This window comes from Psychrobacter sp. I-STPA6b (assembly GCF_020662265.1).
In the GTDB taxonomy this organism is placed as follows: Bacteria; Pseudomonadota; Gammaproteobacteria; order Pseudomonadales; family Moraxellaceae; genus Psychrobacter.
Map to the genome: position 1 here is coordinate 260,557 of NZ_VEWM01000080.1, position 25,853 is coordinate 286,409.

Below are 25,853 nucleotides of genomic sequence, written 5' to 3' on the forward strand. Positions count from 1 at the left end.
AAATCAATCATTATATAAATCCTACCTCGCTAAATACCCTGTCATCTCCTCTACGCCATGCAGACTCATCGGGTACATATGCCCCTCAAATAGCTTTTTAATCTCAACAATGGTTTGTGTATAGCCCCAATACTCGGGGTTTTCAGGATTCAGCCATGCTACTTTATCAAAGTGTTCTAGCACCCGTTTTAGCCAAACAATGCCAGCCTCTGGATTCATATATTCCACACTACCGCCCACTGAAAATAGCTCATAAGGCGACATAGACGCATCACCAACAAATATCACTCGATATTCGCGCCCATATTTATTGAGTAGCTCTATCGTTGGTATGCGTTCATTATGACGGCGATTATTATCTTTCCATACATACTCATATAGGCAATTATGGAAATAGAAAAACTCTAAAGTTTTAAACTCATTTTTGGCAGCTGAAAACAATTTTTCTAGCGCATCAATATGAATATCCATACTGCCACCAATGTCAAACAACATCAGCACTTTGACCCGATTACGCCGCTCGGGTTGCATATGAATGTCTAAAATACCTTTTTTGGCGGTACGTTTGATGGTCTCATGAATGTCTAACTCATCGGCACTGCCTGTACGGGCAAACTGACGCAGGTTACGCAGTGCCATTTGTAGCTGACGAGTGCCAAGCAGATTATCATCATCAAGGTTGCGATATTTACGCTGTTCCCATACTTTCACCGCACTGCGTTTGCGAGACTCTCCGCCGACTCGCACGCCTTCTGGGTGGTCACCATAAGCACCAAAAGGTGACGTTCCCCCTGTACCGACCCATTTACTACCACCTTGATGGCGCTCTTTTTGCTCTTTGAGTCGCTCTTCTAACGCTTTCATCAGCTCTTCAAGTGAACCATATTTTTTGAGCAAACGGCGTTGCTCTTCGGTGAGGTTTTTAGGGTCAAGTTTTAGCTCTAGCCACTCTTGCGGAATATGGGTTAATTTTGCCATTAATTCATCAATATCTAGGCTATCCACCCCATCAAAATAATCCGCCATGGCTCGGTCAAATTTATCAAAATGACGCTCATCTTTGACCATACATAGCTTTATCAGCCGATACATACCTTCACGACTGGCAAAGGTACGCATATTGGGGTCATCAGGACATTCAGGATGAGGTTGCATCATCAACCCCTGCTCTAATGCAGCGTTTAAATCCAGTAATTCACGGGTGGTTACTGGCACATCATAAGTCCGCAAGGTATAAAATAGTTTTATAAACATAATAAAACCCTAACGACGCATCATATTCGCAAAGCGTTGCAACAAACTCACATCCGCTTCATTTTTTAGTAATGCCCCATACAATGGTGGAATGGATTTTTCACCACGTAGATTCTCTTCTAGCTCCTCTTGTGCCATATCATCAGCAAGTAATAAAGTCAGCCAATCGACCAGCTCTGAGGTTGAAGGTAGTTTTTTTAGCCCTTGTACACTACGCAATTTATAAAATAAATCTAGGGCATCATTGACCAGTTTTTCTTGAATATTGGGGAAATGCACATCAATGATTTGACGCATGGTCTGCTCATCAGGAAAATCGATGTAGTGGAAAAAACAACGGCGTAAAAACGCATCGGGTAGCTCTTTTTCATTATTTGAAGTGATAATCACTACAGGGCGTTGCTCAGCATGAATGGTCTCCCCCGTCTCATATACATAAAACGACATTTTATCCAGCTCATGCAATAAGTCATTGGGAAATTCAATATCAGCTTTATCAATCTCATCAATCAGTAGCACACTGCGTTTTTCACTGGTAAAGGCTTCCCATAATTTACCGGGTTTGATGTAGTTATTAATGTCATAAACCTTATCATCACCAAGCTGAGAGTCACGCAAGCGAGATACCGCATCATATTCATATAAGCCTTGCTCTGCTTTGGTGGTCGATTTGATGTGCCAAGTAATCAGTGGCATATCCAGACTTTTTGCCACTTCTTCGGCAAGTAGTGTCTTACCTGTCCCCGGCTCACCTTTGATAAGTAGCGGCTTTTGTAGGGTCATGGCAGCATTAACCGCCAGTTGTAAGTCATCGGTAGCGATATATGATGAGGTACCCTGAAAGTTTTTTTGAGTTGTCATACAATAATTCCTAAATTTAATATCCCTAAATTAAAGTCATGAAGTGTAACAGTATTAAATAACTGTTTTATTTTGCAGGTTTTAACAATGAATGGCTTTAGTGTACCGATAAAAAAAGACACCTTAAAGTGTCTTTTGTTTATCATAAGTCAAAAATATGATGCTATTTTTGATTTTTGGGTGTTTTAATAAGTGGCTGCTGTGTATCTTTTAATACTTCATCAGAGGTTGGATCTATGTAGTTACCTGTTGCAAGCTGCATTTGTGCTTTTTCATCTTGGGCTGCTTGTAGGCGTGCTTCTTCCATTTTAGATTGCACCAAACTTTTAATGAGTGTCCAAATAAACCCAAGTGCTAACCCGACTGAAAATACCACTAAAATTGGAATGAGACTACTTAAAGCCAGACCCATGTCTTTCATGAGTATGCCATAAACAACCCCCATACTGGCAGGTGCAACTTCACCTGAATCGCCCAACGCCATCCCCGGAGTTAACAATACGGCAAATACTGCTATCCAACTCATACCACCAAATGGACGTGGCAAAACACGGGCAACCAACAACCACAGAATAAGTACAACAACCGAAAAGCCAACATAGGCATACATCGGAAGCATCTCAGGGGGGACATCTTGTACCAGATGACTCCACCGTATTGTCACATCACTTAACCAATCACTAATGGTATCTAGTGGTAGACTTTTAACAATATCACTTAACCAATCCATGCGCTACTCTGACAAAATAAAAGAATCATAAAAAGTTTACAGGTTTTGAAAAAAAATGTGCTGTACTTTAACCAAGCAAGGGAAATATAACAGCATATATTACCCACCACCCCATAAACTTTTTATCTTTAGAATCTGCATTTTATCACGATGACATCAAAATGCGTAGCCTAGCTCATACCCTACTTTTGACACTTGGTACGTTCAACAGCCTTTAATCATACTTTTTATCTTGTGCTTCTCTCGCACGCAGCTCAGCTTGACGTTTTAGCACATCTTGCGGTGGGGTTTGCACAAAATAGCCTTGCGTAGATAGCTTATCCAACACTTCTTGTTTATCTACTCGAGCAAGTTTTAGCGTTTCTGCTAAGTCTAAGTGCATGACAAATTTGCCCTCACCCAAACTTTGGCGCAACTCTTTAGGCAATACTCCCAGCCAGTCTTTTAACGCTTCAGTATCATCAGGATAATCTGGACGGGCAATATAAACGTACATCTCATCATGCTTGGGGAACTTATAAACATCACAGTGCATCACACTTCCTTTTATTTCTTAACCTTATCAACATCAAAAACGTCAATATTAAATTGTTTATTATAAGGGTATCTCGCAACTTTGGATATCAAAGAATCATGTCGGTAAACTTTCCTTGTCAACTGCCCTGTAAATTACCCTTGTAAAATACCCGATTACCTTTCATAATAAATGCGTCTTTCAGGAGAGTGTCAAACTCAAGTATGATAGAGGATAATTGACCACCGAAGGCGCAATCCACCCTGCCAATCGCTCAGGTAAATGGACTGAAAGACTCATTAGCATTTTGATTACTGTGACCAATATATGTAAACATTTAATGACAAATCTGGAGAGCGGTGTCAGACAGACCAGACACCCACCGAAGGGGCAAAGAGAACTTAGCCATCACCATTTGCTAAGTACTTGAAAATCTCAGGTTTCAGGACAGATAGGGCAAATAAAAGCAACTCATTATCCATTAATCGCATAGTCGTTATTCGTATTATGCGCTGGATAAAGTTTCTTTTATTTGCCCTTTTTTGTGCCTAACACAAATGCTTATAACACAACCATCTGACTTTATATTCAATTTTGACAAAGGACTTTGATTATGACACTACAACGTACCCCTTTTTATCAAGCTCACCTAGACGCAGGTGGTAAAATTGTCGATTTTTCAGGGTGGGAGTTGCCCATTCATTATGGCTCACAGATTGAGGAGCATGAAGCCGTTCGTAGTGATGCAGGTATGTTTGATGTGTCACATATGGTAGTGACTGATATCGAAGGCAGTGAAGCAAAAGCATGGTTACAAAAATTGCTTGCCAATGATGTGGCAAAACTCAGTACCGTTGGTAAAGCCTTATACACCGCCATGCTTAATGACGACGGTGGGGTGATTGATGATTTGATTACTTATCGTATGAATGAGGAAGAAACTCAATATCGTATCGTCTCCAATGCAGCAACTCGCGATAAAGATTTGGCACAATTTGAAAAAGTAGCAAAAGACTTTGATGTTACCTTAACCGAACGCCCAGACTTGGGTATGCTTGCGGTACAAGGTCCTAACGCCATTGCAAAACTAAAACAAGCCAAGCCAAATTGGGCAGACGTTTTGGATAGTCTGAAACCATTTGTCGGTTATGATTTGACTGATGTTGAAGGGCAAGATTGGTTTGTTGCTCGAACTGGCTATACTGGCGAAGATGGTGTGGAAGTAATTTTGCATAAAGATAATGCCATTGAGTTTTTTAACCTGTTACAAGACAATGGCGTGAAACCTTGCGGTCTTGGGGCAAGAGATACCTTACGTATGGAAGCGGGCATGAACCTTTATGGGCATGATATGGACGAGAGTATCAGTCCTTATGAGTGTGGCATGGCTTGGACACTTGCTCTTAAAGACGATAGAGATTTTGTTGGTCGTGATGCAATGGTGAGCAAACGCAAACAAGCAAAAGAGGCTGGCACAGCGATGAAACAAGTTGGCTTATTGCTTGAGTCCAAAGGTGTATTGCGTGAGGGAATGAGCGTTGCTATTAATTCAGATAACAATCAAGACACAGACAATCAGCAACAAGGTATTATTACCAGTGGTACATTCTCACCAAGCCTAAAACAATCCATTGCCATTGCACGTATTCCTGCCAGCGTTGATAGCGATACGGTACAAGTTGATTTGCGTGGCAAAGGTAAATTTGTCGATGTACGCGTGATTAAAATGCCATTTGTCAGAAATGGTAAAAAGCAGTTTGATTAATTTTATTGATTTTTAGCCAATGAAATGGCTACTATAGCCATTTAACCCTTATGTTTTTATTAGGAGAGTTCCATGAGCCATATCCCAGCCGAATTAAAATACGTTGCTAGCCACGAGTGGTTACGCCTAGAAGATGACGGTACAATTACCGTTGGTATTACTGAACACGCCCAAGACTTATTGGGTGACATCGTCTATGTGGAACTGCCCGAAGTAGGTGCTACCGTTGCCGCTGATGATGAAGTTGCTGTTGTTGAGTCGGTCAAAGCTGCCTCAGACGTTTATGCCCCGATTACTGGTGAAATTGTCGCCATCAATGAATCACTAGAAGATGAGCCAGAGATTATCAACTCTGACCCTTATGGTGATGGCTGGTTCTTTAAAATCAAACCTGATAATGTCGATGATTATGAAAGCTTATTGACTGCTGAAGAGTATCAAAACGAGCTGTAATAGTTATTTGTTAACTTTTTAGATTTTATTAGGCATAAAAATACACCTATTTTTATGCCTAACCCTTACCCCTAAAGCAGATATTTATTTTCTTTAAGTTTTTATTATTTCAGCAAAACTGATAACAAACACAGGAAATATAGGAATTATTTATGAGTGACCAGACCGCAAATACTCCAGACACTTCAAATACTGCCTCACAAACTCTTAAAGAAAATCAATCTTCTGATAGCCATTCTAAAAATAGCACTGATAGCAACAGCCAACCTTCTCAAAACTCTGATAGCAAGAGTAGCAGTGCTAATAATAATGATAATAACAGTGATTTTGCCACCCCCAATCATACCCCACAGCTTGAGGCATTTAAGCAAGTGGTAGAATCTCGGCGTTCAGTACGTCGTTTTACTGATACCCCTATTTCTGATGAAGTGCTAGACGACTGCCTACGCCTTGCCATGCTTGCCCCCAACTCTAGCAACTTGCAACCGTGGGAATTTTATATCATTGACTCAGCAACCATACGTCAAAAAGCCAACAAGATTTGTATGAATCAAAACGCTGCACGAACCGCTGCTAGACTGATTGCAGTAGTTGCCCGCACTGACACTTGGCGAAAACATGCCAAGCAAATTTTGCGTGAATACCCCAAACAGCCTGTACCCAAAATGGTTAAAGAATATTACAACAAAGCAGTGACCATTGACTTTTTACGAGGCCCTGCCAATGTGCTGTCAGTAGCAAAATGGGGTATGACCACCGCCTTTCGCCAGTTTAAAGGCCCAATGAAGTCACCATACTATGATGGTGATGATGTCAAAAACTGGGCAAGCATTAACGCCTCCCTTGCTGCTGAAAATTTAATGTTGGCACTGCGAGCGTATGGTTTTGATAGCTGTGCGATGGGCGGATTTGATGAGCCTGCGATGAAAAAGTTACTAAATCTTAGCGATAATCACCATATTGTGATGATGATTGGTGCAGGGGAACGTGCCGAAAAAGGCATTTATCATGAGCAGTTCCGTTTTGCTCAAAGTCAGTTTGTTAAAAAAGTATAGTTTATTCATATTAACACCACCTAACTAGGAATTTTTATGCAAAATCAGCAACACTCTTTTGATAATTTCCAAGACCTTTTTAATGAAGGTGAATTTATCCATCGTCATTTAGGCTCAAATGCAGCCGAGCAAGCCGAACTGCTAAAAGCGGCGGGTTATGACGATATGGATAGCTTTATTGATGCCACTGTGCCTGCCCCTGTACGTCTGAACAAAGCCCTTGATTTGCCAACTGCTATCAGTGAACACCATGCGTTAGCCAAATTGCGGGCGATGGCAGATGATATCACAGTCAATAAAAGCTATATCGGACAAGGCTATTCACCTGTACGTATGCCTGCGGTCATTCAACGTAACGTATTAGAAAATCCAAGTTGGTACACCGCTTATACCCCTTATCAAGCAGAAATCTCACAAGGTCGCCTTGAAGCATTGTTAAACTTTCAGCAAGTGTGTATTGATTTAACTGGGCTTGAGTTGGCAGGGGCATCATTACTTGATGAAGCCACCGCCGCCGCCGAGGCAATGGCAATGGCAAAACGAGTGAGCAAAAGTAAATCCAATCAGTTTTTTGTGGATGAACGCGTCTATCCACAAACCCTAGATGTGATTAAAACCCGTGCCAAATATTTCGGTTGGGACGTAGTAGTTGGTGACTTTGAAACCGCCAAATCAGGCGACTATTTTGGGGCATTGTTCCAATATGTTGGGCGTGAAGGTGATGTGGTTGATTTAACTGATATCATCACTGCGGTAAAAGAAAACAAAACTTATGCCATCGTCGCCAGCGACATCATGAGCCTTGTATTGCTAAAATCCCCTGCCGATATGGGGGCAGATGTGGCACTTGGTAGCACCCAGCGTTTTGGTATCCCAATGGGCTTTGGTGGCCCGCACGCCGCTTATTTTGCCTTTAGCGATAAAGCCAAACGTTCTGCCCCCGGTCGTATTATCGGGGTATCCAAAGACGCTCAAGGTAACACTGCCCTACGTATGGCACTGCAAACTCGTGAGCAACATATCCGCCGTGAAAAAGCCAATTCTAACATCTGTACTTCACAAGTATTATTGGCAAACTTAGCAGGTATGTATGCCGTGTATCATGGACCTGTTGGGCTAAAACGTATTGCCAACCGTATCCATGCTTTAGCCAGTGCTTTTGCTGAAGTGATTAACAATACTGACGCTCCTTTAAACGTGGTTCATCAGCAGTTTTTTGATACTGTTTTGGTGGATTGTGGCAGTGAAAAACTGGCAACACAAATCTTTGAAAATGCCGAAAATGTGGGCTATAACCTCTGGCGAATTGGTTCGGACAAATTAGCAATCGCCTTTAGCGAAACCAGCGACCAAACCGATTTTGAAATCCTAACACAACTGTTTGTTAATAAATCGCATAGCTTACCTGAGCAAGCCAGCACCATATTAGCAGATGAGCTATTACGCAAAGATGAGATTTTAACCCACCCTGTGTTTAACTCTCATCATACCGAACATGAAATGCTCCGCTACCTTAAATCGCTTGAGGACAAAGACTTGGCGATGAACCGTAGCATGATTTCATTGGGTAGCTGTACCATGAAGCTCAACGCTACCAGCGAAATGTTGCCAATTACTTGGAATGAGTTTGCCAATGTGCACCCCTTTGCCCCTCGTGAGCAGGTCAAAGGCTATATCGCCATGATTGACGGCTTGCAAGAGCAACTAAAAGCGATTACTGGCTTTGATGAGATTTCTATGCAACCCAACTCTGGGGCGTCTGGGGAATATGCAGGCTTGCTTGCCATTCGCCGTTATCATGAATCACTTGGGCAAAATGAGCGTAACATCTGCTTAATCCCACGTTCGGCACACGGAACCAACCCTGCCACCGCTCAAATGATGGGCATGAAAGTGGTGGTGGTCAATACCGATGATAATGGTAATGTGGACTTGGACGACCTAACCGCCAAATGTGAGGAACATAGCGAGCAATTAGGGGCATTAATGATTACCTACCCATCAACGCATGGCGTATTTGAGGAAGGTATTCGTGATATTTGCGACCTAATCCACAAACATGGCGGTCAAGTGTATATGGACGGAGCAAATATGAACGCTCAAGTCGGTATCATGCAACCTGCCGACGTTGGGGCAGACGTGCTACATATGAACCTGCACAAAACCTTCTGTATCCCACACGGTGGCGGTGGTCCGGGCATGGGACCTATCGGCATGAAGTCGCACCTTGCCCCATTTATGGCAAACCATAGCGTCAGCCCTGTGCATAATGCTCAAAATGACTGCACCGCTGTATCCTCTGCTCCGTATGGCTCGGCAAGCATTCTGCCCATCTCCTATATGTATATCACTATGATGGGACGTGATGGCTTACTTGAGGCGACCAAATTGGCACTGCTAAATGCCAACTATATCGCCAGTCAGCTTAAAGATGACTACCCTGTGCTTTATACGGGTAAAAATGGTCGAGTGGCTCATGAATGTATCATCGACATTCGCCCACTTAAAGAGCAAACAGGCATTAGTGAAAGCGATATCGCCAAACGCTTGATGGATTATGGTTTCCATGCTCCAACCATGAGTTTCCCTGTGGCAGGTACCTTGATGATTGAGCCGACCGAAAGTGAGTCAAAAGAAGAGCTTGACCGCTTTATTTCTGCCCTGAAACAAATTAAGCAAGAGGCGTTAAAGGTGCAAAAAGGTGAGGACGGTTGGACACTTGAGGACAACCCATTGGTCAATGCACCACATACCGCTTTTGTGATTGCTAGCGAGCAGTGGTCGCACCCTTATAGTCGTGATGAGGCAAGTTTCCCATTAGAGTATGTGCGTCAGCATAAATTCTGGTCATCAGTTGGGCGTATTGATGATGTTTATGGTGATAAAAACTTGATGTGTAGTTGCCCAAGTATTGATAATTATGAGTAGAATTTAAAATATTTTTACTTTGCAATGATTCCTTTAATAAAAAAGACACCGCAAAAGGTGTCTTTTTTTTATGTAATAATTAATCTCAAACTGTAAGAATTACGCATCATATTACGTCTAAGTATAAACTATGGTGTGGACCTCGTTTTCTGTATAGCTGTAATAACAGCACTCAATTACCCTATATCTGTTCTAGGATCTGTTGAACGTTTACTCCGCTCGGCTAAAATCTACACGAGATACAGCTATTTTTACTTTCATGTAAAAAGTAGCTAAATTTTTCCTATAAAGATAAATGTTCTACAGACCCTAGTATTCTTTGACTATATAAAAAATCACTTCTTTAGTAGATATTATTATCATTATGGCATTAGCTTATGATAAGATAGACTAATACCAATAAAAACTACTACTGATTAATCATATAAGGATAACCAAATTATAGAAAGCTTAAAAACATCACTTTATACAAACAGTATTACCAACACTTTTGTAGGGTCTGTTGAATATTCACCCTGTTAGACTGATATTTATAAACGACAGCTACTTTTTACTTTCATGTAAAAATTAACTGAATTTGAGTTCTGATGTGAATAAGCAGTGCGTTAATGAACTTGCTAATATCCCGCTGTTATTAACAGAGGCTACCTAAGCTCATTGTCTTGACTCAGTCACTGTTTTTAAAATCAGTATCTCAATTTTTCCTGTGAAGATGAATGTTTAACAAACCCTAAAACCTACTCAAAGGTCCGTACCATAGTCATAGTAAATAGTAAGACACATTATTTATGAAAACAGGTACTAAGTAAGGATAACAAATCACGCTTTATCTTGATTCTACTGTAATTAATTCAAGATAAAATAATTATAAATCCAATGGGAAAAGGTAACAAATATGGCTACGAGGGAGCCACTAATTAAATTACATTACATTAAATACAAAAAATAAACTAAACATAGTAGAGTTGCTAACATTTATATAGTAGATGCTATTTGCTTATTTACCACATTTTTATTAGATTAATTATAACAATGACAATCCAATGAACTGTCGATAATTTAAACTTAATGGTCTTAACATGGAAAAAGTCAGTCAAAAAATCCGTTTATTACGCACAGCAAACCATTTAACTCAAGAAGAGATGGCTTTAAACCTTAATATGTCGCATAATGGCTACGCTCAAATAGAGTGTGGAGAAACCAGCCTAACCTTAGCAAAACTAGAGCAAATCGCCAATATATTTGGTATTAGTGCAACCGAACTGATGACCCATGGTGAAAAAAATGTTGTCTATTTGACAAATGAGAATGGTAGTCATGATATCAAAAACAGTAATAGTATTAATTTTATTCAAGAGCATCAAGATACAGAAATAGATAACTTAAAAAATATGCTTCAATTAAAAGATGATTTAATCGAACAACAAAAAAAGGAAATACAATCATTAACTGAAACTATCAATTTACTAAAACAAAAAATAAGTGCATAAATGACCCAACCACGATCTGATAAAGCTACCCAAACAACCATCCTACTACACGGTCTGCACCAAACCACATGGGTAATGCGACCATTAGCAAAACGCTTGCAACAGGCAGGATTCTATACCCATTGCCACCGTTACTACAGTCTAAAAGACTCCATCAACACCCATAGCCAATCGCTTAATAACTGGCTTAGCCAACACCATCACCCTCGTGACCCCATTAATTTAGTGGGACATAGCTTGGGTGGTTTGGTGATTCGGGATTTTCTATCTCGCTATCCACAGTGGCAGATTGGACGTTGTGTCACCCTTGGCACACCCCATTTGGGCAGTGTATCAGCTGACTATGTTAAGCATCTATTTTCACCTTTGGTTAGACAAGCCTATACAGGGGCATTAAATGGTGACACACCGGCACTTGCTGATGAGGTATGTTTGGGGGTAATTGCAGGTAATAAACCACGAGGTGTAGGACAGTTCTTTTTGCAGGATTATGCCAAGCGTCAACTGCTTGATGAAGAAAAATGCCAGCATGATGGTAGCGTATTCTTATATGAAACTCGCCTGCCTAATGCCACTGATCATTTAATTTTACCTGTATCGCATACTGGTATGCTTATGGATAAAGACGTAGCACAGCAGACGATTTATTTTTTAAATCATGGTGAGTTTGATAGAGATACAATTTTATAAACTAGCCACTATGTATATAATTCAACTCTATAATAAAATTATTCTACTATCAGACGTTGCATAAAAAAGATTTTATGAACCATCCGTCTCAAAAAAATGACCTTAATAGAAGATATATATTCATTGGTCTTTTTTCCACTATCGTTCTTGCATTGTCATCTTATCGCAACTTTCAAACTCAAAGTATACAAGCTAATGAGCCAGAGTTAATGACACTTTGGCTACTTGCTTTTGAGACTGACAAATCTAGCATATCTGTTGATGTATCAAATATAAACTTAGAAAATAAAGAAAGCACGAAAGTAGACTATTGGGAAAAAGTAGAATTAAAGCAGGGTATGCCTGTTGATGAGTCAATTAATGCAACATTAATGTTAAAATTTGATGTTCCAATCAAAACCATATTAACCCATTTATTGGTGGACTGTGAAAATCACACCTACCAAATACTCAAGGCTACCTACACCTTAGACAATGATAAAAAACGCTACATGAATAGCAACGACACACCAGCTGTACCTAAGCAGATAGCTCCAAATACTGCGGTTTATTATAGTGCTGATGTTGCCTGCTACTTAAAGGATTTAAGTATAGAAGATAGGATAGCCATAAATACCACACACTAGCCTAAACCCATATAAGTTGAGAGCATAGCAACTTATTTATTATCGCTATACAATCCCATGCCAGTTTTCAGCTCTTCTTTATGCTCTTCAATGACTGGTATTAAGGTATTCACCACCCATTCTTGTCGCCAACCTTGTAATCCTTCAGGTAACTGCTCTAAGGGTAAATCAAATGCGACCACTTCATACAGTTGGCTCAGCCACTTTTTGCGCATCAGCACATTTGCTGGTACCCCTGTCTGCTGCTCATATCTATTAATTGCAGCCTGCACAGCCTTGGTAATGGTCTTATCTTTAGAGCGGTAAGGTGGTAGGATTCTAGCTGGTTGCTCAGCTTCATTGAGTGACTTTGCATTTTGAATAACAGTCAATAATTCCTCACCATAAAGACGTAGTACATTGCGGTGCATCACGGTTTTATGGCTTAACTGCTTCATGGTGCTGGGCATTTCTATCACCACATCACGTACTGCTTGTTTTCGTAAAATAAACGTCCGTGGTTGATTGGTTGCTCGAGCCAACGCCTCACGCCAAGCAGAAACTGCCTGTAATACCGCCAACTGCTGACTGCTATAACGATAGTCTGCCATTGCCAAATACGTTGCATCATCTTCAATATTTGCCATTTCATAAAGCTCTTGGGCGTATAACTGACAATCGGCCTCTACTTTATCAACCAGATTTTGCTGACGCAATTGCACCATCAAAATATCATATAAGGCAAGTAAGTAACGGACATCATCAATGGCGTATTGCTCTTGCTCATGAGTCAAAGGACGTGCCAGCCAATCTGACTGGCTTTGCTCTTTATCAATAGCAACTGCAAGCTCTTGAGCCAATGCTTGCTGATACCCCATCTGTAGCTGACCGGTAAGATAAGACAATGCTATCTGAGTATCAAACACATTCTTTAATGCTGGGCAATCTGACAATAGATAAAAAATACCCAAATCTTCACCGCACGCATGCCATATCATCAATGGCATCTCTTCTAATACAACCCAAAATTCTCGCAAATCCAGTTTGGGTGCATCAATCAAATAAATCTCTTTGCCAGTATTTACCTGAACCAATGCCAGCTTTGGATAATACGTATCACGTTTGATAAATTCGGTATCCAAAGCGATACGCTCACACGTTTCAAGTACATCTAGACAGTTTTCCAAGTCATCAAAACTTCGCACCCAATGAACTGGCAACTGCTCTGATGCCTGTAGAGTTTCGCGTATATGTGCAGATTCTGCCAAGTATTTAGGGTTATCAATTGTGGCTATTTTTTTATCTTTCATGGGTTTGTTTGATTTATCAGAAGGTGGTGGCTGACTTGCAGGGATTGATGTAGAAGACACGGTGCATTCCTTAGTATAGTAGAGTCACATTCCATGTACTCACTGTGTATTAGATATAGACTCGACTATAAGAACTATATCAACAGATGTCAATAGTTATGCAGTTATAGCTATCAATACACTCAATCAATAAAACATCTATAGAAAAGAGCGGTTTTGTAGTGCCTGTGTCAAAGTCATACTATCTAAATACTCCAGCTCTCCCCCCATAGGAATACCTTGAGCGATACGAGTAATCTTACTGACATGGCTTTTTGAGGCTTCTAAAATAAAATGTGCTGTTGTCTGACCCTCAACAGTCGTTCCTGTTGCCAAAATCAGCTCTTCAATAGGCTCTTGTTTCAATCGCCAGATAAGCTGGTCAATATTCAAATCATCAGCATTTACCCCATCTAAAGGTGATAAATGCCCACCCAGTACAAAGTAGCGTCCTCGAAAACCTGCTGTTTGCTCAATCGCCATCACATCAGCAGCCGTCTCAACCACACATAAGATACTATCATCACGGCGTGGGTCTTGGCAGATGGGACAAACTTCCTCATCACTAAATGAGTGACAACGCCGACACTCAATAATATCGTGCATCGCTGTCTCTAACGCATGTGCTAAGGCGATGCCTTGAGGACGTTTTTGCGTCAATAAGTGCAATGCCATACGTTGCGCAGTTTTCTGCCCAACACCGGGCAAGACACGTAACTGCTTTACAAGATTGTCAAACTTTTGCGTCAGCAAGAGCATTCCTCTATTTTGTGATACCAAATTAATAAAGAATTCAGCATAAAAAAGGGCAGTATTGCTATATCACAACCCTACCCCATAATAAACTAGTCAAAGACTAACCAAATAGTCCCTGCATACCTGGTGGTAGACCCATACCACTGGTCGCTTGTGCCAATGTTGCATCTGACAGCTCGTCTGCCTGTCGCACTGCATCATTGATAGCAGCAGCAATCAAGTCTTCAATCATATCAGGCTCATCTTCTAGCAAACTTGGGTCAATGCTAATACGCTTTACTACATGACGACCTGTCATGGTCACTTTAACCAAGCCGTTGCCCGCTTCAGCTTGTACTTCTTTGCTAGCAAGCTCTTTTTTAGCTTTTTCTACATTGGCTTCGACTTGCTTTTGCATGGTTTGTGCTTGTTGCATCAAGGCTTGAATATTCATAGTATCCTCTGGTTTTATAATAAAAGATAATCTTAAGATTGATGGCTATTATAACGAAAAACTGCCGTAAAAAGCCAATTGTAAACATTGCTTGTATGTGCGACTTGTGTTTAAAGCATACTGGATGTGTTGGATAAACTGGATTACAAAAATTATCTATTGATCTTTAATTCTGACTTTCTGCTTGGCAAAGCTCTTCTATCGTGATATCAGGAATGACAATATCCCCTTTGGCATTGACCACCACTTTTTTGTTACAGATATTTTTAGTAAAAATGATTTTTTCACCTTGTTTATTCACTATGGCATCTAACTGATAGTCATCATTAAACTGCTTAATTATCTGGTGATACTCATCAAAATGTAATGAGCCATCAGTGAAAGGAATGATTATCTTTCCTGACATATCTATAATCGCAGTTTTACCATCATTTTCTACTTTTAGCAGTTTATCATCATAAAAAGTAAATATCTCATCAAACTCAAATGGTATGATGATTTGCCCTTGCTTATTGATAATGCCTGTTTTTGCATTTTTTTCAACTTTTAACAAATCATCATTTAAAAAAGGCATTGCAATATCATACTCTAAAGGTAAAACTATCTTTCCTGTGCTATCAATCAAACCATCTTTATTATTTAATGTGACAATAGCCAAGCCATTTTTATCAAAATCATCTGCACTATCAAAATTAAGAGGGATAACAATTTCTCCTCTTTGATTAATAAAACCAAACTTATTATTTTTCTTAACATAAGCCAACGCTTGTGCTGAAAAATCACTTGCATAATCAAACTCAAAATCAATAATGACCTTTCCTGCTGCGTTGATATAGCCATACTTGTCAGACTGTTGTACTTTGGCTAAACTATTATCTATAAAGTTGCTGGCTATGACATTGCTGACAGTAAAGTTACCCGCATCTTCATATTTTGGATAGACTTTTATTTTTCCATTTTTATCTATAAAACCATATTTATCATCTTTTCTAATCACTGCCAATCCATTACTGGCAAAATCACCAATATAATCAAACTGTGGCTGAATAACCCACTCACCACGTTGATTAATCATTCCTTTTTTATCATCTTGAATCACTTTTGCCAGATTGTCATCATCAAAAGGCAACGTAATATCAAATATTGGTGGGATAACAAATCTGCCTGTTTTATTAATATATCCTGATTTACCAAGTATGCTTACATTTGCTAAGCCATTGCTGGCAAACTCTCCAGCCACCTCAAATTGATCAGGAATCGCAAATTTTCCAGTTTTATCAATATACCCCCATTTACCATTTTTTTTGGCTAATGCCAGCCCATTTTTAAAACTATAGGCGCTATCAATATCCCTTAGCTTTATCACTCGATTACCAAAAATATCAAAATAAGCACAGCCCTCAGTGTCTAGACAAAAGGGAATTAAGTCAGCATCTGCTATTTTTTTTATAGAACTATCTGCCGAAGCCAATGATGATGGGCTAATGAACAGTATTGATGAGATGGATAGAATAATGCGTGTAAGATAGGCTTTGAGTTTTTGGTATATTTTTTCAGTCATTGTTTCCCTTATTATCAATCTATGCTATTTCTAATTTTTATTAAATACCTGTTTTAATTTATTTGAGACAAATTTAATAACTTCATTTTCATTATCAAAGACCTGCTCTTCTAGACAAGGGATAGTTAGAATATCTAACACGAAAAGTTGCTCATCTGCAACAAAATCATCCGCAACATGAAATGTGGGTTTTATGGTATAACTATCTAGTCTCCATAATAAAGCACTATATTGCCCTTGATGTGACTTTAAAATATCTAACTTAAATACAATACTTTCATGCTCTAAGTCTATTTCATCAAATACAATTGATGAGATTATTTTTCTATAATTCATAGACTCTCCAGATAAATTAAAAACATGCCCCTAATGATATAAAGGGCATGTTTTTAATAAAAAAGCTATCAGTCATGATATGAAAAATCTAACTTACAACGAATCCAACCCTCGCTGCAAATCAGCAATGATGTCATCAACATCTTCTAAACCAACTGACAGACGGATTAAGCCATCAGTCACGCCAGCCGCTAGCCTATCCTCATCACTTAAACGGAAGTGCGTAGTGGTAGCAGGGTGAGTAATGGTGGTTTTGGCATCACCAAGATTATTGGTAATAGATACCATTTGAGTGCTATCAATAACATGCCACGCTGCCTGTTTTGCAGACTTATCGCCTTTTGCAACCACTTCAAAGCTCATAATCGCCCCAAAACTATCTGCTTTATGATGCTGACGTTTGACCAATTCATGGGCAGGATGGCTGTCAAGTCCAGAAAAATGCACCGTAGATACATTGGGGTGATTGTTTAAAAACTCAGCGACTTTATTGGCATTTTGGCAATGTGCTTGCATACGCAAATTAAGCGTCTCTAAGCCTTTGCTAAATACCCATGCGTTAAATGGGCTCATGCTAATACCACCTGAGCGTACCACTACAAAGGCTTGCTGCATCAGCTCATCATTACCAACTAATGCGCCACCTAATACACGCCCCTGCCCATCTATATATTTGGTCGCTGAATGAATAACCACATCTGCACCAAAGTCTAGTGGCTTTTGTAGAGCAGGCGTGGCAAAGCAGTTATCAACGATAAATAACGCATCGTGCTTATGCGCAAGCTCACTTAAAAACTGCAAATCAGCAATTTGCCCTAAAGGATTGCTTGGGCTTTCGCAATATAATACTTTGGTATTGTCTTGTATTGCCTCTGCCCATGCATCATTGTCAAAGCAATCGACATAGGTAACTTCCACACCATATTTCACAAAGTAATTGTTAAACAAACCAATAGATGAGCCAAACAACTGCTTGGCAGCTAGCAAGTGATCGCCTGCTTTTAGATACGCCAAACACATGGTCAAAATTGCCCCCATACCAGAGGCAGTGGCAACGGCGCGCTCACCCCCTTCTAAGGCTGCCAAACGACGCTCAAAGGTACGTACGCTTGGGTTGGTATGTCGTGAGTAAACATTACCTGTCTTACTACCATTAAAGTGGTCGGCAGCATCAGCAGCAGATTTATAAACATAAGAGCTGGTGGTAAAGATGGCTTCGTTATGCTCCCCTTCATCACTACGATGATGCCCTGCTCGTACCGCAATAGTTTGCGGAGCAAAGCCTGCATTTAGGTCAAGGGCGTCATCTTGCCAGTTACTATCAAGATTAGTATCCGTATTATTCTGAGTAGCAGATACTGTGTGTTGCTTATTAGCTTGGGTCATACAATCCTCTATGCTTTATAAATTAGTAAATATTTTATCCCTCATATTCTAGGGATAAGTAAATTAAAAATACTGAGTATCACTATTATACGCTTACTTATATTGCTATCCAGTCTTTAACAATTGACTACTTAATTTATGATATGGATAATCTAATCAGTTTTATGCAACAAAAGTTTATATAAATTTGTGTTGTCGTGTTATTTTAGGCAATAATCTATATATTTGCGTGTAGAATATCGCACAATTTTAAGAGCCTGTCTCTTTTTATTATTTCGTATGTTGTTGTTGCTGGTCATAATGGTCAAAAGCAGGTCGATAAATGTTAAAACGATTGGATGTTGAAAACCTAAAGGTTTTCACTACCGCACTATTATCTCAACCATTACAGCAACTAAAAGCGATGCTGTGGCTCAGTATTGTATCATGTTTCCTCATCCCACTTTGTGCCTGCCAATCTCTACCTGATACACCTCATACAGAGCAAAGTATCACACTAGACCACAAGCTTCTACAAGTCTATCAAGACCCCAATACTCAAGATAACTTATTAAGCACTGCTATTACAGAGCAAAGTCGCCATCACCCCACACTATCTGGCTATCACCCCATTTTAACGGGTGCAGATGCCTTTGCTGCTCGCAGCATCCTGACAGATATGGCAACACATAGTATCGATGTTCAGTATTACATTTGGCATGATGATCAATCTGGTCAGCTATTACTGAAAGACTTATGGGAAGCTGCTGACCGCGGTGTGATTGTACGCTTTTTACTAGATGATTTTAATAGCAGCTTAAAGCTCGACCAACAGCTGCTACGATTCTCCAGCCACCCTAACATTGCGGTACGATTGGTGAATCCTTTGGTCTATCGTCGTTTACAGATGATTAACTATCTGACTGATTTACGCCGTATTAACCACAGAATGCACAATAAGAGTATGACCTTTGACCGACAGTTAAGCATCATTGGTGGTCGTAATATTGGCAATGAATACTTGAGTAATGATAAAGAAAGTCAGTTTGCAGACCTTGATATGTTATTAATTGGACAAGTTGTCAAAGACATTAATCACAGTTTTGATGAATATTGGTCGTCACCATTATCTTTTGATATAAATACACTGGTTCAGCCCAAAAACAACCAGACAACATTAAAAGTTTTAGAATATCCATCTCAACCCATAAGTAATGCACAACGTACCGCTCAGTTTTTGGCAGGACTTGATAAAGTAGATATCAATGAAAGTAAGGACTCCCGTAGTTTATCTATTTATAAAAAAGCCATTGAAGATTCAAAGATAGATGCAGATTTAATTAATAAGAATATCCCTTTTCGCTGGGCAACCATGCAATTTGTCAGTGATAATGTGCATAAACTAACTAACTCAGCATCACCAGATACTTATCTGGTCAACCAGCTTCGTTATTTATTAGGCAAACCAAACGAGAAGCTGACCTTGATTTCATCCTATTTTGTGCCAACCAAAGAAGGTGTCGAGGCATTGATTAGACTGTCAAAAGTGGGAGTCAAAGTCAAAATTTTGACTAACTCATTTGACGCTACAGATGTCACTGCTGTACATTCAGGTTATGCTGAATGGCGACGAGATTTATTAGCTGCTGGTGTTGAGCTGTATGAACTTAAGGCGACAGTCGCTGAAGAAGACAGAGATAATAAGCTCTGGCGTGCGCGCTCACAATCTTCTACCAGCCTACATGCCAAAACCTTTGCCGTAGACAGCCACCATGTCTTCGTTGGCTCCTATAATGTCGATCCTCGTTCAGCAAATATTAATACTGAGCTGGGGGTCATTATTAATGACGATGAGCTAGCAGCTCAGTTACATGCGGCAGTCGATGAACATTTAATGACACAGGCTTATAAAGTTATACTGGGAGAACATGGAAATTTACAATGGCAAACCATTGAAAATGGACAAATGGTCACCTACACTAGCGAGCCTAATGTTGATCTCTCTGACAAAATCTGGATTAAAGTCATGTCATGGCTACCCATCGACTGGTTATTATAGTATCTTAACCACTTATCCTTAAAAAACAGCAAGTGAGTTTTCATTATTGATAGTTGCTTTTTCACAATAATAGATAACAAAAACTGTATAACTGGTGAACTTAAAAAATGTCGACACGACCCAAAGGCAAATTCATACCAAGCACATTTATCCCTAGTTTTCTTAGCCAGTTTACTCAATATATACTGGGTAAAAGCCATCATCCAGTGATGTTGTTCGCTTCGTTAAGTAGTGCCATTGCAATTTTTGATTTTTTAATTTATATATCAATGGCAGACATACTCGCCACTAACTTTTTCCCAGAAACTTCTACTATACTAACACCCGAGCTACAACTTTTAGTGTTATTTGCAGTAGGATATTTCGCACGACCGATTGGTGGCATTATTTTAGGGCAGTATGCAGATACTAAAGGGCGTAAACCAGCATTATTTATCAGTATTTTTTTAACATCCATTAGTACGTTACTTATGGCATGCCTACCGACCTATGCTCAGATTGGTATACTCTCACCCATTTTGCTATTTATTAGCCGAATCATACAGGGGATTGGGTTTAGCGTCCATGCACCTCTGGTTTGGGTTTTTGTTGCAGAACATTCCCCCATTCGTCGCCTACCACTCAACTGTAGCTATGTCACTGCCAGTTTCCTAGTGGGTATCTTATTTTCTATCTTATTTTTTACTGCATTTATTGGCTCAATGAGCCAGCTACACCTGATAGAATATGGCTGGCGGATTGCCTTTGTCTTTGCAGCATTACTCAACTTTATAACCTTATTACTTTGGTATGCGATGGATGAAACACCCATTTTTAAAAAAATTCAGCCTTTGCTACATACAACAACTCCACGACCCTGTTTACCCATCAAGCGAATTTTCACACATCGACTCAATAGTGTCTTTCTATGTGTCATGTTGACACTGGTGATTTCCAGTCTATTTGTGGTCATTGTTTTAACACTGCCAGACATCATCACTTTACGCTTTAGTTTAGATACAGATTTATTACGCATCTCCCACTGGATTGGTATTTTCTTTATGGTACTAGGTTGCTTATTTTATGGCTTATTAGCCAATCAAGGCAGTCAAGGACGAGTTTTGATGATTGGCTGTGCCATTTTAATATTACAGATTTTCGCCTTTTTTTATCAGCTAGAATATGGTGGTGATTTTATTCTAATCATGTATGCACTATTAGGTTTTTGCACTGGTGTTATTGGTATGATTCCTGCCATCATGTTACGGTTATTTCCAGCAGACTTACGGCTAACAGGACTGTCTTTTGCCTATAACACCGTCTATGCCGTTGTTGGTGGGATATTACCTTTTGCGCTGGTCTATGCCATAAACTATGTCAGTTTTTCACCTGCATTGTATGTCACCTTTATCTGCTTGGTAGGCGTGATTATTGGATTTTATATTGCCAGATTACCAGATTTTAGAAAAATAGATGCCACATCCATTGGCAATGACTAAAGTCTGTTAAACATTCATCGTTGTCAGCAAAATATACACAATGTAAATCTAACTTTATCTGTATAACGATACAACCATCATTGGAGAATTTATGCAAATAGAAGCCTGTCCTTGTTGTGGTTATAAAACGATTGATGAAAGAGGAAATTATGATATTTGCAAAGTATGTTGGTGGGAAGATGATGGGTTAGATAATAAACACTCAACCATGGCAAGTGGACCAAACAACTCAATTAACCTAGCTCAAGCAAGATATAATTATTTGACTTGTGGCTTATATAACCCAAGGCGAACCGATTTGATAAAACTTAAAAAAGACGAAAGCCAATATGTTCGTGGTCGCTTATTTGAGATTGTTGATGATAAATGGTTAATAGAAACAGGGACAAATTGGCAAGTAAACATAGCCGACTTAACCAAAGCAAACGACCAATAAACCAAATAAACTCAAAGGATATATCATGCAAATAGAAATCAGCACCGCACCGCCTCAATTACAACACTGGCTAAATAATGCCAAAAATGGTGAGCCTGTCATATTTACTGAACAAGGAAAAATCGTTGGACGTATCGCCATTGACGAGCCTACTGCCCTACCCACTCAACCCAACCGACAAGCGGGATTATTAGCAGGTATCAGCCTAGACCCAGCTTTTTTTGACCCATTAGATGAAAATGAACTGGCACTTTGGAATGGGGAAGGTGAATGACTGGCTACCTACTAGATACCCATGCCTTAATCTGGTGGTGGACAAATCCTCAAAAACTATCAACACAAGCCTTTGATATCATATCTAACCCACGTAATATTATATTTGTCAGCTCTGCCAGTATTTGGGAAATGGCAACCAAGCACCGCAAAGGCAAGCTGGGTGAAGCTCAGCTAATACTAGATAAATTTTCATCACTCATGCTGATAAATAATTTTAAGCATATGCCTATTAACTGGCAACACGCCAAGTTATCAGGCGAACTACCCCATTCACATTCTGACCCATTTGATAGAATGTTGGTTGCTCAAGCTAAGTTAGAGAATTTGGCATTGATTAGTTGTGATGGTGCTTTAGCAGACTTTGATATTACTTTATGTTGGTAACTTATATGCTATCAATAAGTAAGGTAATATCTAGATTTCACTAACAAAAGCTACTTACACACATTTATTACCTTAATTAAAACACACCTAAACACCTAATATGAATAACATCATGCAAAACAAACGCCTATCCATCGCCCCGATGATTGATTGGACAACCACCGATTACCGCTACTTTGCCCGCCTATTTAATCCGCACACTTATCTATATACCGAAATGATAAGTACCTCAGCGATATTGCATGGCAACACCGAGCGACTATTACGTTATCACTCCGATGAACACCCGCTTGTATTACAGCTTGGTGGGGCAGATATTGCCGAGATGACACGCTGTAGCGAGATTGGGCAACAATACGGTTATGATGAAATTAATATCAATGTTGGCTGTCCTTCCGACCGAGTACAGCACAACAAAATCGGGGCATGTCTGATGGCAGAGCCTGATACCGTTGCCAACTTGGTCAAAAGTATGCAATCGGCGGTTGATATCCCCATCACCGTTAAGCACCGCATTGGTATTGATAACTTTGACAGTTATGAATTTATGCGAGATTTTGTGCAAGCGGTTGCAGAGGCTGGCTGTCAGCATGTTATCGTTCATGCCCGCATTGCATGGCTACAAGGGCTTAGCCCAAAGCAAAACCGAGAAATCCCACCGCTACGCTATGACGATGTCTATCGCCTAAAGCAAGAGTTTCCACAACTTTTTATTGAGATTAACGGCGGAATTACTACCGTTGATGAGATAAAACAGCATTTAAACCATGTAGATGGGGTAATGATAGGACGGGCGTTTTATCATAACCCTTATCTATTGGCAGAATCGATGTGTTTATGGGGGCAAGCATCAATTAGCCGTCAGCAGGTTTTGGACAAACTATACCCCTACCTACAATCGCAAATTGATAATGGCGAACCGCTACATTCGATGGTGCGTCATTATTTAGGATTGTTTCAAGGGCTGGCAGGGGCAAGAAAATGGCGACAAGCATTAAGTGGCAAACCCAACTTAACCCTTGATGAAGTCAAAAAAGCAGGTGATGAAGTGCTGGCGTTAAATCCTGAGGCTTAATAAGGTCAGGGATTTTTAATAGCCACGATGTTAACCGCTTAACACAAAATCACCCATTGCAAAACCATTATTGATGATATGCAAAACAATAGGCAACCATAAAGAGTTTGACTTGATTCTAGCCAGACTGAGTAACAATGCCAGTACAAATATGGTCGTTAAACCATACCAGCCATACTGCACATGAATCATTGCAAATAGTACACTGGTCGTGATGCTAGCAATCCATAGTCCTTTTTGCCCCACCCATTGCTCACTTATTGCTGACCATAATATACCCCGAAACACCAGCTCTTCATAAATTGGCGCAACCACAACCACTGCCAATACTAACAACCAGCGTGGCTGAGCGCTCCAATACAATACATCTAAAAAAGCGCTGGGGTCTTCATCCAACCAATACGTCAGCACTGTACTAATCACCACAAAGACAATCAATAAACCCACCATTAGCATAGCGGTATGTAATGAAAAACGTTGAATCTCTAAATACTGGAAGATTGTGGGAAAGTGGCTTAAAGGGCGTTGATAGCGACGGCTAGCAAGATAGCGCTGAAAATAAAACCACACACCCACTACAACTGATAATAAAAACAAAGTCAAGATAACAGACAACGCAATCACTGTACCATCTAAGCTACCATGAGCAATGAGTGTCACTAAATCCAATTGTTGGTTATTGGGTAATATCCAAAGCGCACTGATAGCAACACTAATAAACTGCACTAATAAAAAGCAAGCCAACATACCAAGAACCAATACAGCAACACCCAGCTTTGAAAATAAAGGCTTTTTTGTCGGTGACGAGGGTATTATGGAAGGTTGATTCATCACAATTGCTACTCAATAGTTATCTATCTAGGGTCTGCTTTGATTCACTTTTATTGACTTATTTTTTACTGTACAGCTTTTGACAACATATCTTAGGCTCAGTTGATGATGGATATCTGCCGATAGCTAAGATTGGCTATCAATACACGATATTATCTGATGGGCAACTTCCTCAGGATATTCCAAAGGAAACATATGACCACCTTGATGGGTAATAAATGGAATATTCAGACGTTTTTTTACCTTATGTGGAAACTGATAATAATAAAATAAGCTGTCTTCACCAACAATCCATTGTACTGGTACAGCAGGTGGCTGATTTGGTGTTAACCAATATAATGAAGGGTTGGTTTCAAATACAGCGACTTCCCTATCTTTAGGATAGGTTAACGTAAATTTGCCATCAGCTCGCTCAGTCAACCCATGCTCAATATAGCCTTGAAAACACCGCTCATGAAATTTTTTAAAGAATTTTTTATGACGTAATGACTGGTAGGCTTGCTCTCGGTTATCCCATACATCTCGGCGATAACGTGATACACCAGCGGGAGACATCTTATTAACACCTTGACTAAAACCAAAACGATGCCCAATCTTTGCCAAATGCCAAATAAAACTGCGATAACCATAAATAAGTGGTGGGTCTAATAAGACTGCCTGTGCAAAATGTTTAGGCTGTCGATATATCGCCCGTAATGTACATAGCGCCCCCAATGAATGACCCAGACCGATAACACGGCTTACTTGATGTGCTTGACACGTCTCTTGCACACTATCTAGCACTTGATTTACCAGCTTATCCCAGTGATTATCCACAGGATACTTTTCTGTATCTGCACCCATAATAGGAATAAAAACCACAGTAAACCTATCCGCCAAGATATCAAACAAAGGCTGATAGACTCGGCTAGGCATACCATTGGCATGGGCAAAATGAATCACGGGTTTACCTGTTAGAGCAGATACAGGTGCAATACCAGAATGTTGAGGTGAATTGTGCTTATTAAATAGATTTAAAATTTTCATAACCCTATTTTTATCACCTATATTGATACCAATACTGTGCTTAGATAGCAAGATTTACATTCGTACAGATAAGAAGTCATCAGAATCCATAATAATACAGACTCTAATAATAGCTAATAAAATGCCTATCTTAACTACTGTAT

General features: G+C 39.8%; 25 protein-coding genes and 2 riboswitches. Of the genes, 13 read left to right on the forward strand and 12 right to left on the reverse strand.

Annotated elements, in window-relative coordinates; genetic code table 11:
• Nucleotides 1-21 precede the first annotated feature (21 nt).
• The 4 genes from FHK88_RS10995 to FHK88_RS11010 all read right to left on the reverse strand — a co-directional run bounded on the left by FHK88_RS10995 (nt 22) and on the right by FHK88_RS11010 (nt 3,380).
• Nucleotides 22-1,254 (reverse strand): vWA domain-containing protein, encoded by a 1,233-nt coding sequence (locus FHK88_RS10995; RefSeq protein WP_227430791.1) that lies wholly within the window; start codon nt 1,252-1,254, stop codon nt 22-24.
• 9 nt (nt 1,255-1,263) lie between these two features.
• The gene (locus FHK88_RS11000; protein ID WP_227430792.1) at nt 1,264-2,115 is read right to left on the reverse strand and encodes an AAA family ATPase; all 852 of its coding nucleotides are present in this window, start codon (nt 2,113-2,115) and stop codon (nt 1,264-1,266) included.
• Nucleotides 2,116-2,278: 163 nt separating this feature from the next.
• Nucleotides 2,279-2,845 carry a hypothetical protein gene (locus tag FHK88_RS11005; protein WP_227430793.1) on the reverse strand — a complete coding sequence of 189 codons (567 nt, stop codon included), beginning with the start codon at nt 2,843-2,845 and terminating at the stop codon, nt 2,279-2,281.
• 214 nt (nt 2,846-3,059) lie between these two features.
• Nucleotides 3,060-3,380, reverse strand: coding sequence for a YcgL domain-containing protein (locus FHK88_RS11010; RefSeq protein WP_227430794.1), 321 nt, complete (start codon nt 3,378-3,380; stop codon nt 3,060-3,062).
• A gap of 171 nt (nt 3,381-3,551) precedes the next feature.
• Nucleotides 3,552-3,659, forward strand: a riboswitch (glycine riboswitch).
• Between the two features lie 39 nt (nt 3,660-3,698).
• A riboswitch (glycine riboswitch) is annotated at nt 3,699-3,820 on the forward strand.
• 152 nt (nt 3,821-3,972) lie between these two features.
• Between FHK88_RS11010 and gcvT the strand changes: the two genes are divergently transcribed.
• The 7 genes from gcvT (at nt 3,973) to FHK88_RS11045 (ending at nt 12,366) form a co-directional block, all read left to right on the forward strand.
• Nucleotides 3,973-5,124 carry a glycine cleavage system aminomethyltransferase GcvT gene (gcvT, locus tag FHK88_RS11015; protein WP_264480664.1) on the forward strand — a complete coding sequence of 384 codons (1,152 nt, stop codon included), beginning with the start codon at nt 3,973-3,975 and terminating at the stop codon, nt 5,122-5,124.
• A gap of 72 nt (nt 5,125-5,196) precedes the next feature.
• Nucleotides 5,197-5,577 carry a glycine cleavage system protein GcvH gene (gcvH, locus tag FHK88_RS11020; protein WP_227430795.1) on the forward strand — a complete coding sequence of 127 codons (381 nt, stop codon included), beginning with the start codon at nt 5,197-5,199 and terminating at the stop codon, nt 5,575-5,577.
• 152 nt (nt 5,578-5,729) lie between these two features.
• Nucleotides 5,730-6,632 carry a nitroreductase family protein gene (locus FHK88_RS11025; RefSeq protein WP_227430796.1) on the forward strand — a complete coding sequence of 301 codons (903 nt, stop codon included), beginning with the start codon at nt 5,730-5,732 and terminating at the stop codon, nt 6,630-6,632.
• Between the two features lie 36 nt (nt 6,633-6,668).
• On the forward strand, nt 6,669-9,560 hold the full coding sequence (gene gcvP / locus FHK88_RS11030) for an aminomethyl-transferring glycine dehydrogenase (protein ID WP_227430797.1): 2,892 nt from the start codon (nt 6,669-6,671) through the stop codon (nt 9,558-9,560).
• A gap of 1,079 nt (nt 9,561-10,639) precedes the next feature.
• Nucleotides 10,640-11,050, forward strand: coding sequence for a helix-turn-helix domain-containing protein (locus tag FHK88_RS11035; protein WP_227430798.1), 411 nt, complete (start codon nt 10,640-10,642; stop codon nt 11,048-11,050).
• Complete coding sequence (locus FHK88_RS11040) at nt 11,051-11,740, forward strand: esterase/lipase family protein (RefSeq protein ID WP_227430799.1); 690 nt, start codon at nt 11,051-11,053, stop codon at nt 11,738-11,740.
• A gap of 74 nt (nt 11,741-11,814) precedes the next feature.
• Nucleotides 11,815-12,366 carry a surface-adhesin E family protein gene (locus FHK88_RS11045; RefSeq protein ID WP_227430800.1) on the forward strand — a complete coding sequence of 184 codons (552 nt, stop codon included), beginning with the start codon at nt 11,815-11,817 and terminating at the stop codon, nt 12,364-12,366.
• Nucleotides 12,367-12,398: 32 nt separating this feature from the next.
• Here the strand turns inward: FHK88_RS11045 and FHK88_RS11050 are convergent, their stop codons facing one another.
• The 6 genes from FHK88_RS11050 to FHK88_RS11075 all read right to left on the reverse strand — a co-directional run bounded on the left by FHK88_RS11050 (nt 12,399) and on the right by FHK88_RS11075 (nt 18,166).
• On the reverse strand, nt 12,399-13,715 hold the full coding sequence (locus FHK88_RS11050) for a ribonuclease D (protein ID WP_227430801.1): 1,317 nt from the start codon (nt 13,713-13,715) through the stop codon (nt 12,399-12,401).
• Nucleotides 13,716-13,853: 138 nt separating this feature from the next.
• Nucleotides 13,854-14,447, reverse strand: coding sequence for a recombination mediator RecR (recR, locus tag FHK88_RS11055; RefSeq protein ID WP_227430802.1), 594 nt, complete (start codon nt 14,445-14,447; stop codon nt 13,854-13,856).
• 103 nt (nt 14,448-14,550) lie between these two features.
• Nucleotides 14,551-14,883 carry a YbaB/EbfC family nucleoid-associated protein gene (locus FHK88_RS11060; protein ID WP_227430803.1) on the reverse strand — a complete coding sequence of 111 codons (333 nt, stop codon included), beginning with the start codon at nt 14,881-14,883 and terminating at the stop codon, nt 14,551-14,553.
• Between the two features lie 166 nt (nt 14,884-15,049).
• Nucleotides 15,050-16,444 (reverse strand): WG repeat-containing protein, encoded by a 1,395-nt coding sequence (locus tag FHK88_RS11065; RefSeq protein ID WP_227430804.1) that lies wholly within the window; start codon nt 16,442-16,444, stop codon nt 15,050-15,052.
• 30 nt (nt 16,445-16,474) lie between these two features.
• Nucleotides 16,475-16,780 (reverse strand): hypothetical protein, encoded by a 306-nt coding sequence (locus tag FHK88_RS11070; protein ID WP_227430805.1) that lies wholly within the window; start codon nt 16,778-16,780, stop codon nt 16,475-16,477.
• 93 nt (nt 16,781-16,873) lie between these two features.
• Nucleotides 16,874-18,166, reverse strand: coding sequence for an O-succinylhomoserine sulfhydrylase (locus FHK88_RS11075; RefSeq protein ID WP_227430806.1), 1,293 nt, complete (start codon nt 18,164-18,166; stop codon nt 16,874-16,876).
• A 403-nt stretch (nt 18,167-18,569) separates the two neighbouring features.
• Here FHK88_RS11075 and FHK88_RS11080 point away from each other — a divergent pair, with 403 nt between their 5' ends.
• From FHK88_RS11080 to dusA, 6 genes are all read left to right on the forward strand, one after another.
• Complete coding sequence (locus FHK88_RS11080; RefSeq protein ID WP_227430869.1) at nt 18,570-20,204, forward strand: phospholipase D family protein; 1,635 nt, start codon at nt 18,570-18,572, stop codon at nt 20,202-20,204.
• Between the two features lie 107 nt (nt 20,205-20,311).
• Nucleotides 20,312-21,682 (forward strand): MFS transporter, encoded by a 1,371-nt coding sequence (locus FHK88_RS11085; RefSeq protein ID WP_227430807.1) that lies wholly within the window; start codon nt 20,312-20,314, stop codon nt 21,680-21,682.
• Between the two features lie 91 nt (nt 21,683-21,773).
• A complete protein-coding gene (locus tag FHK88_RS11090) occupies nt 21,774-22,118 on the forward strand; it encodes a CPCC family cysteine-rich protein (RefSeq protein WP_227430808.1) in 345 nt (114 codons plus the stop codon).
• A 25-nt stretch (nt 22,119-22,143) separates the two neighbouring features.
• Entirely contained in the window at nt 22,144-22,392 is a 249-nt protein-coding gene (locus FHK88_RS11095; RefSeq protein ID WP_227430809.1) for an antitoxin, read from the forward strand.
• Complete coding sequence (locus FHK88_RS11100; protein WP_227430810.1) at nt 22,389-22,778, forward strand: type II toxin-antitoxin system VapC family toxin; 390 nt, start codon at nt 22,389-22,391, stop codon at nt 22,776-22,778. Before FHK88_RS11095 ends, FHK88_RS11100 begins: the two co-directional genes overlap by 4 nt.
• A 112-nt stretch (nt 22,779-22,890) precedes the next feature.
• Nucleotides 22,891-23,853, forward strand: a complete 963-nt coding sequence (dusA, locus tag FHK88_RS11105; protein WP_264480665.1) for a tRNA dihydrouridine(20/20a) synthase DusA — start codon at nt 22,891-22,893, stop codon at nt 23,851-23,853.
• 30 nt (nt 23,854-23,883) lie between these two features.
• On the opposite strand, the gene FHK88_RS11110 is transcribed toward dusA, so the two are convergent.
• Both FHK88_RS11110 and FHK88_RS11115 read right to left on the reverse strand, forming a co-directional pair.
• The gene (locus tag FHK88_RS11110; protein ID WP_227430812.1) at nt 23,884-24,684 is read right to left on the reverse strand and encodes a CPBP family intramembrane glutamic endopeptidase; all 801 of its coding nucleotides are present in this window, start codon (nt 24,682-24,684) and stop codon (nt 23,884-23,886) included.
• 126 nt (nt 24,685-24,810) lie between these two features.
• Nucleotides 24,811-25,710, reverse strand: a complete 900-nt coding sequence (locus FHK88_RS11115; protein WP_227430813.1) for an alpha/beta fold hydrolase — start codon at nt 25,708-25,710, stop codon at nt 24,811-24,813.
• Nucleotides 25,711-25,853 lie beyond the last annotated feature (143 nt).

Coding starts and splice junctions, on each gene's coding strand:
- FHK88_RS11035 (WP_227430798.1), top strand. CDS start 10,640: ATGGAAAAAGTCAGTCAAAAAATCCGTTTATTACGCACAGCAAACCAT.
- gcvT (WP_264480664.1), top strand. CDS start 3,973: ATGACACTACAACGTACCCCTTTTTATCAAGCTCACCTAGACGCAGGT.
- FHK88_RS11110 (WP_227430812.1), bottom strand. CDS start 24,684: ATGAATCAACCTTCCATAATACCCTCGTCACCGACAAAAAAGCCTTTA.
- FHK88_RS10995 (WP_227430791.1), bottom strand. CDS start 1,254: ATGTTTATAAAACTATTTTATACCTTGCGGACTTATGATGTGCCAGTA.
- FHK88_RS11075 (WP_227430806.1), bottom strand. CDS start 18,166: ATGACCCAAGCTAATAAGCAACACACAGTATCTGCTACTCAGAATAAT.
- FHK88_RS11025 (WP_227430796.1), top strand. CDS start 5,730: ATGAGTGACCAGACCGCAAATACTCCAGACACTTCAAATACTGCCTCA.
- FHK88_RS11080 (WP_227430869.1), top strand. CDS start 18,570: ATGCTGTGGCTCAGTATTGTATCATGTTTCCTCATCCCACTTTGTGCC.
- FHK88_RS11070 (WP_227430805.1), bottom strand. CDS start 16,780: ATGAATTATAGAAAAATAATCTCATCAATTGTATTTGATGAAATAGAC.
- FHK88_RS11100 (WP_227430810.1), top strand. CDS start 22,389: ATGACTGGCTACCTACTAGATACCCATGCCTTAATCTGGTGGTGGACA.
- gcvH (WP_227430795.1), top strand. CDS start 5,197: ATGAGCCATATCCCAGCCGAATTAAAATACGTTGCTAGCCACGAGTGG.
- FHK88_RS11005 (WP_227430793.1), bottom strand. CDS start 2,845: ATGGATTGGTTAAGTGATATTGTTAAAAGTCTACCACTAGATACCATT.
- FHK88_RS11090 (WP_227430808.1), top strand. CDS start 21,774: ATGCAAATAGAAGCCTGTCCTTGTTGTGGTTATAAAACGATTGATGAA.
- FHK88_RS11010 (WP_227430794.1), bottom strand. CDS start 3,380: ATGCACTGTGATGTTTATAAGTTCCCCAAGCATGATGAGATGTACGTT.
- FHK88_RS11095 (WP_227430809.1), top strand. CDS start 22,144: ATGCAAATAGAAATCAGCACCGCACCGCCTCAATTACAACACTGGCTA.
- FHK88_RS11060 (WP_227430803.1), bottom strand. CDS start 14,883: ATGAATATTCAAGCCTTGATGCAACAAGCACAAACCATGCAAAAGCAA.
- FHK88_RS11065 (WP_227430804.1), bottom strand. CDS start 16,444: ATGACTGAAAAAATATACCAAAAACTCAAAGCCTATCTTACACGCATT.
- FHK88_RS11000 (WP_227430792.1), bottom strand. CDS start 2,115: ATGACAACTCAAAAAAACTTTCAGGGTACCTCATCATATATCGCTACC.
- FHK88_RS11040 (WP_227430799.1), top strand. CDS start 11,051: ATGACCCAACCACGATCTGATAAAGCTACCCAAACAACCATCCTACTA.
- FHK88_RS11115 (WP_227430813.1), bottom strand. CDS start 25,710: ATGAAAATTTTAAATCTATTTAATAAGCACAATTCACCTCAACATTCT.
- FHK88_RS11045 (WP_227430800.1), top strand. CDS start 11,815: ATGAACCATCCGTCTCAAAAAAATGACCTTAATAGAAGATATATATTC.
- FHK88_RS11085 (WP_227430807.1), top strand. CDS start 20,312: ATGTCGACACGACCCAAAGGCAAATTCATACCAAGCACATTTATCCCT.
- gcvP (WP_227430797.1), top strand. CDS start 6,669: ATGCAAAATCAGCAACACTCTTTTGATAATTTCCAAGACCTTTTTAAT.
- dusA (WP_264480665.1), top strand. CDS start 22,891: ATGCAAAACAAACGCCTATCCATCGCCCCGATGATTGATTGGACAACC.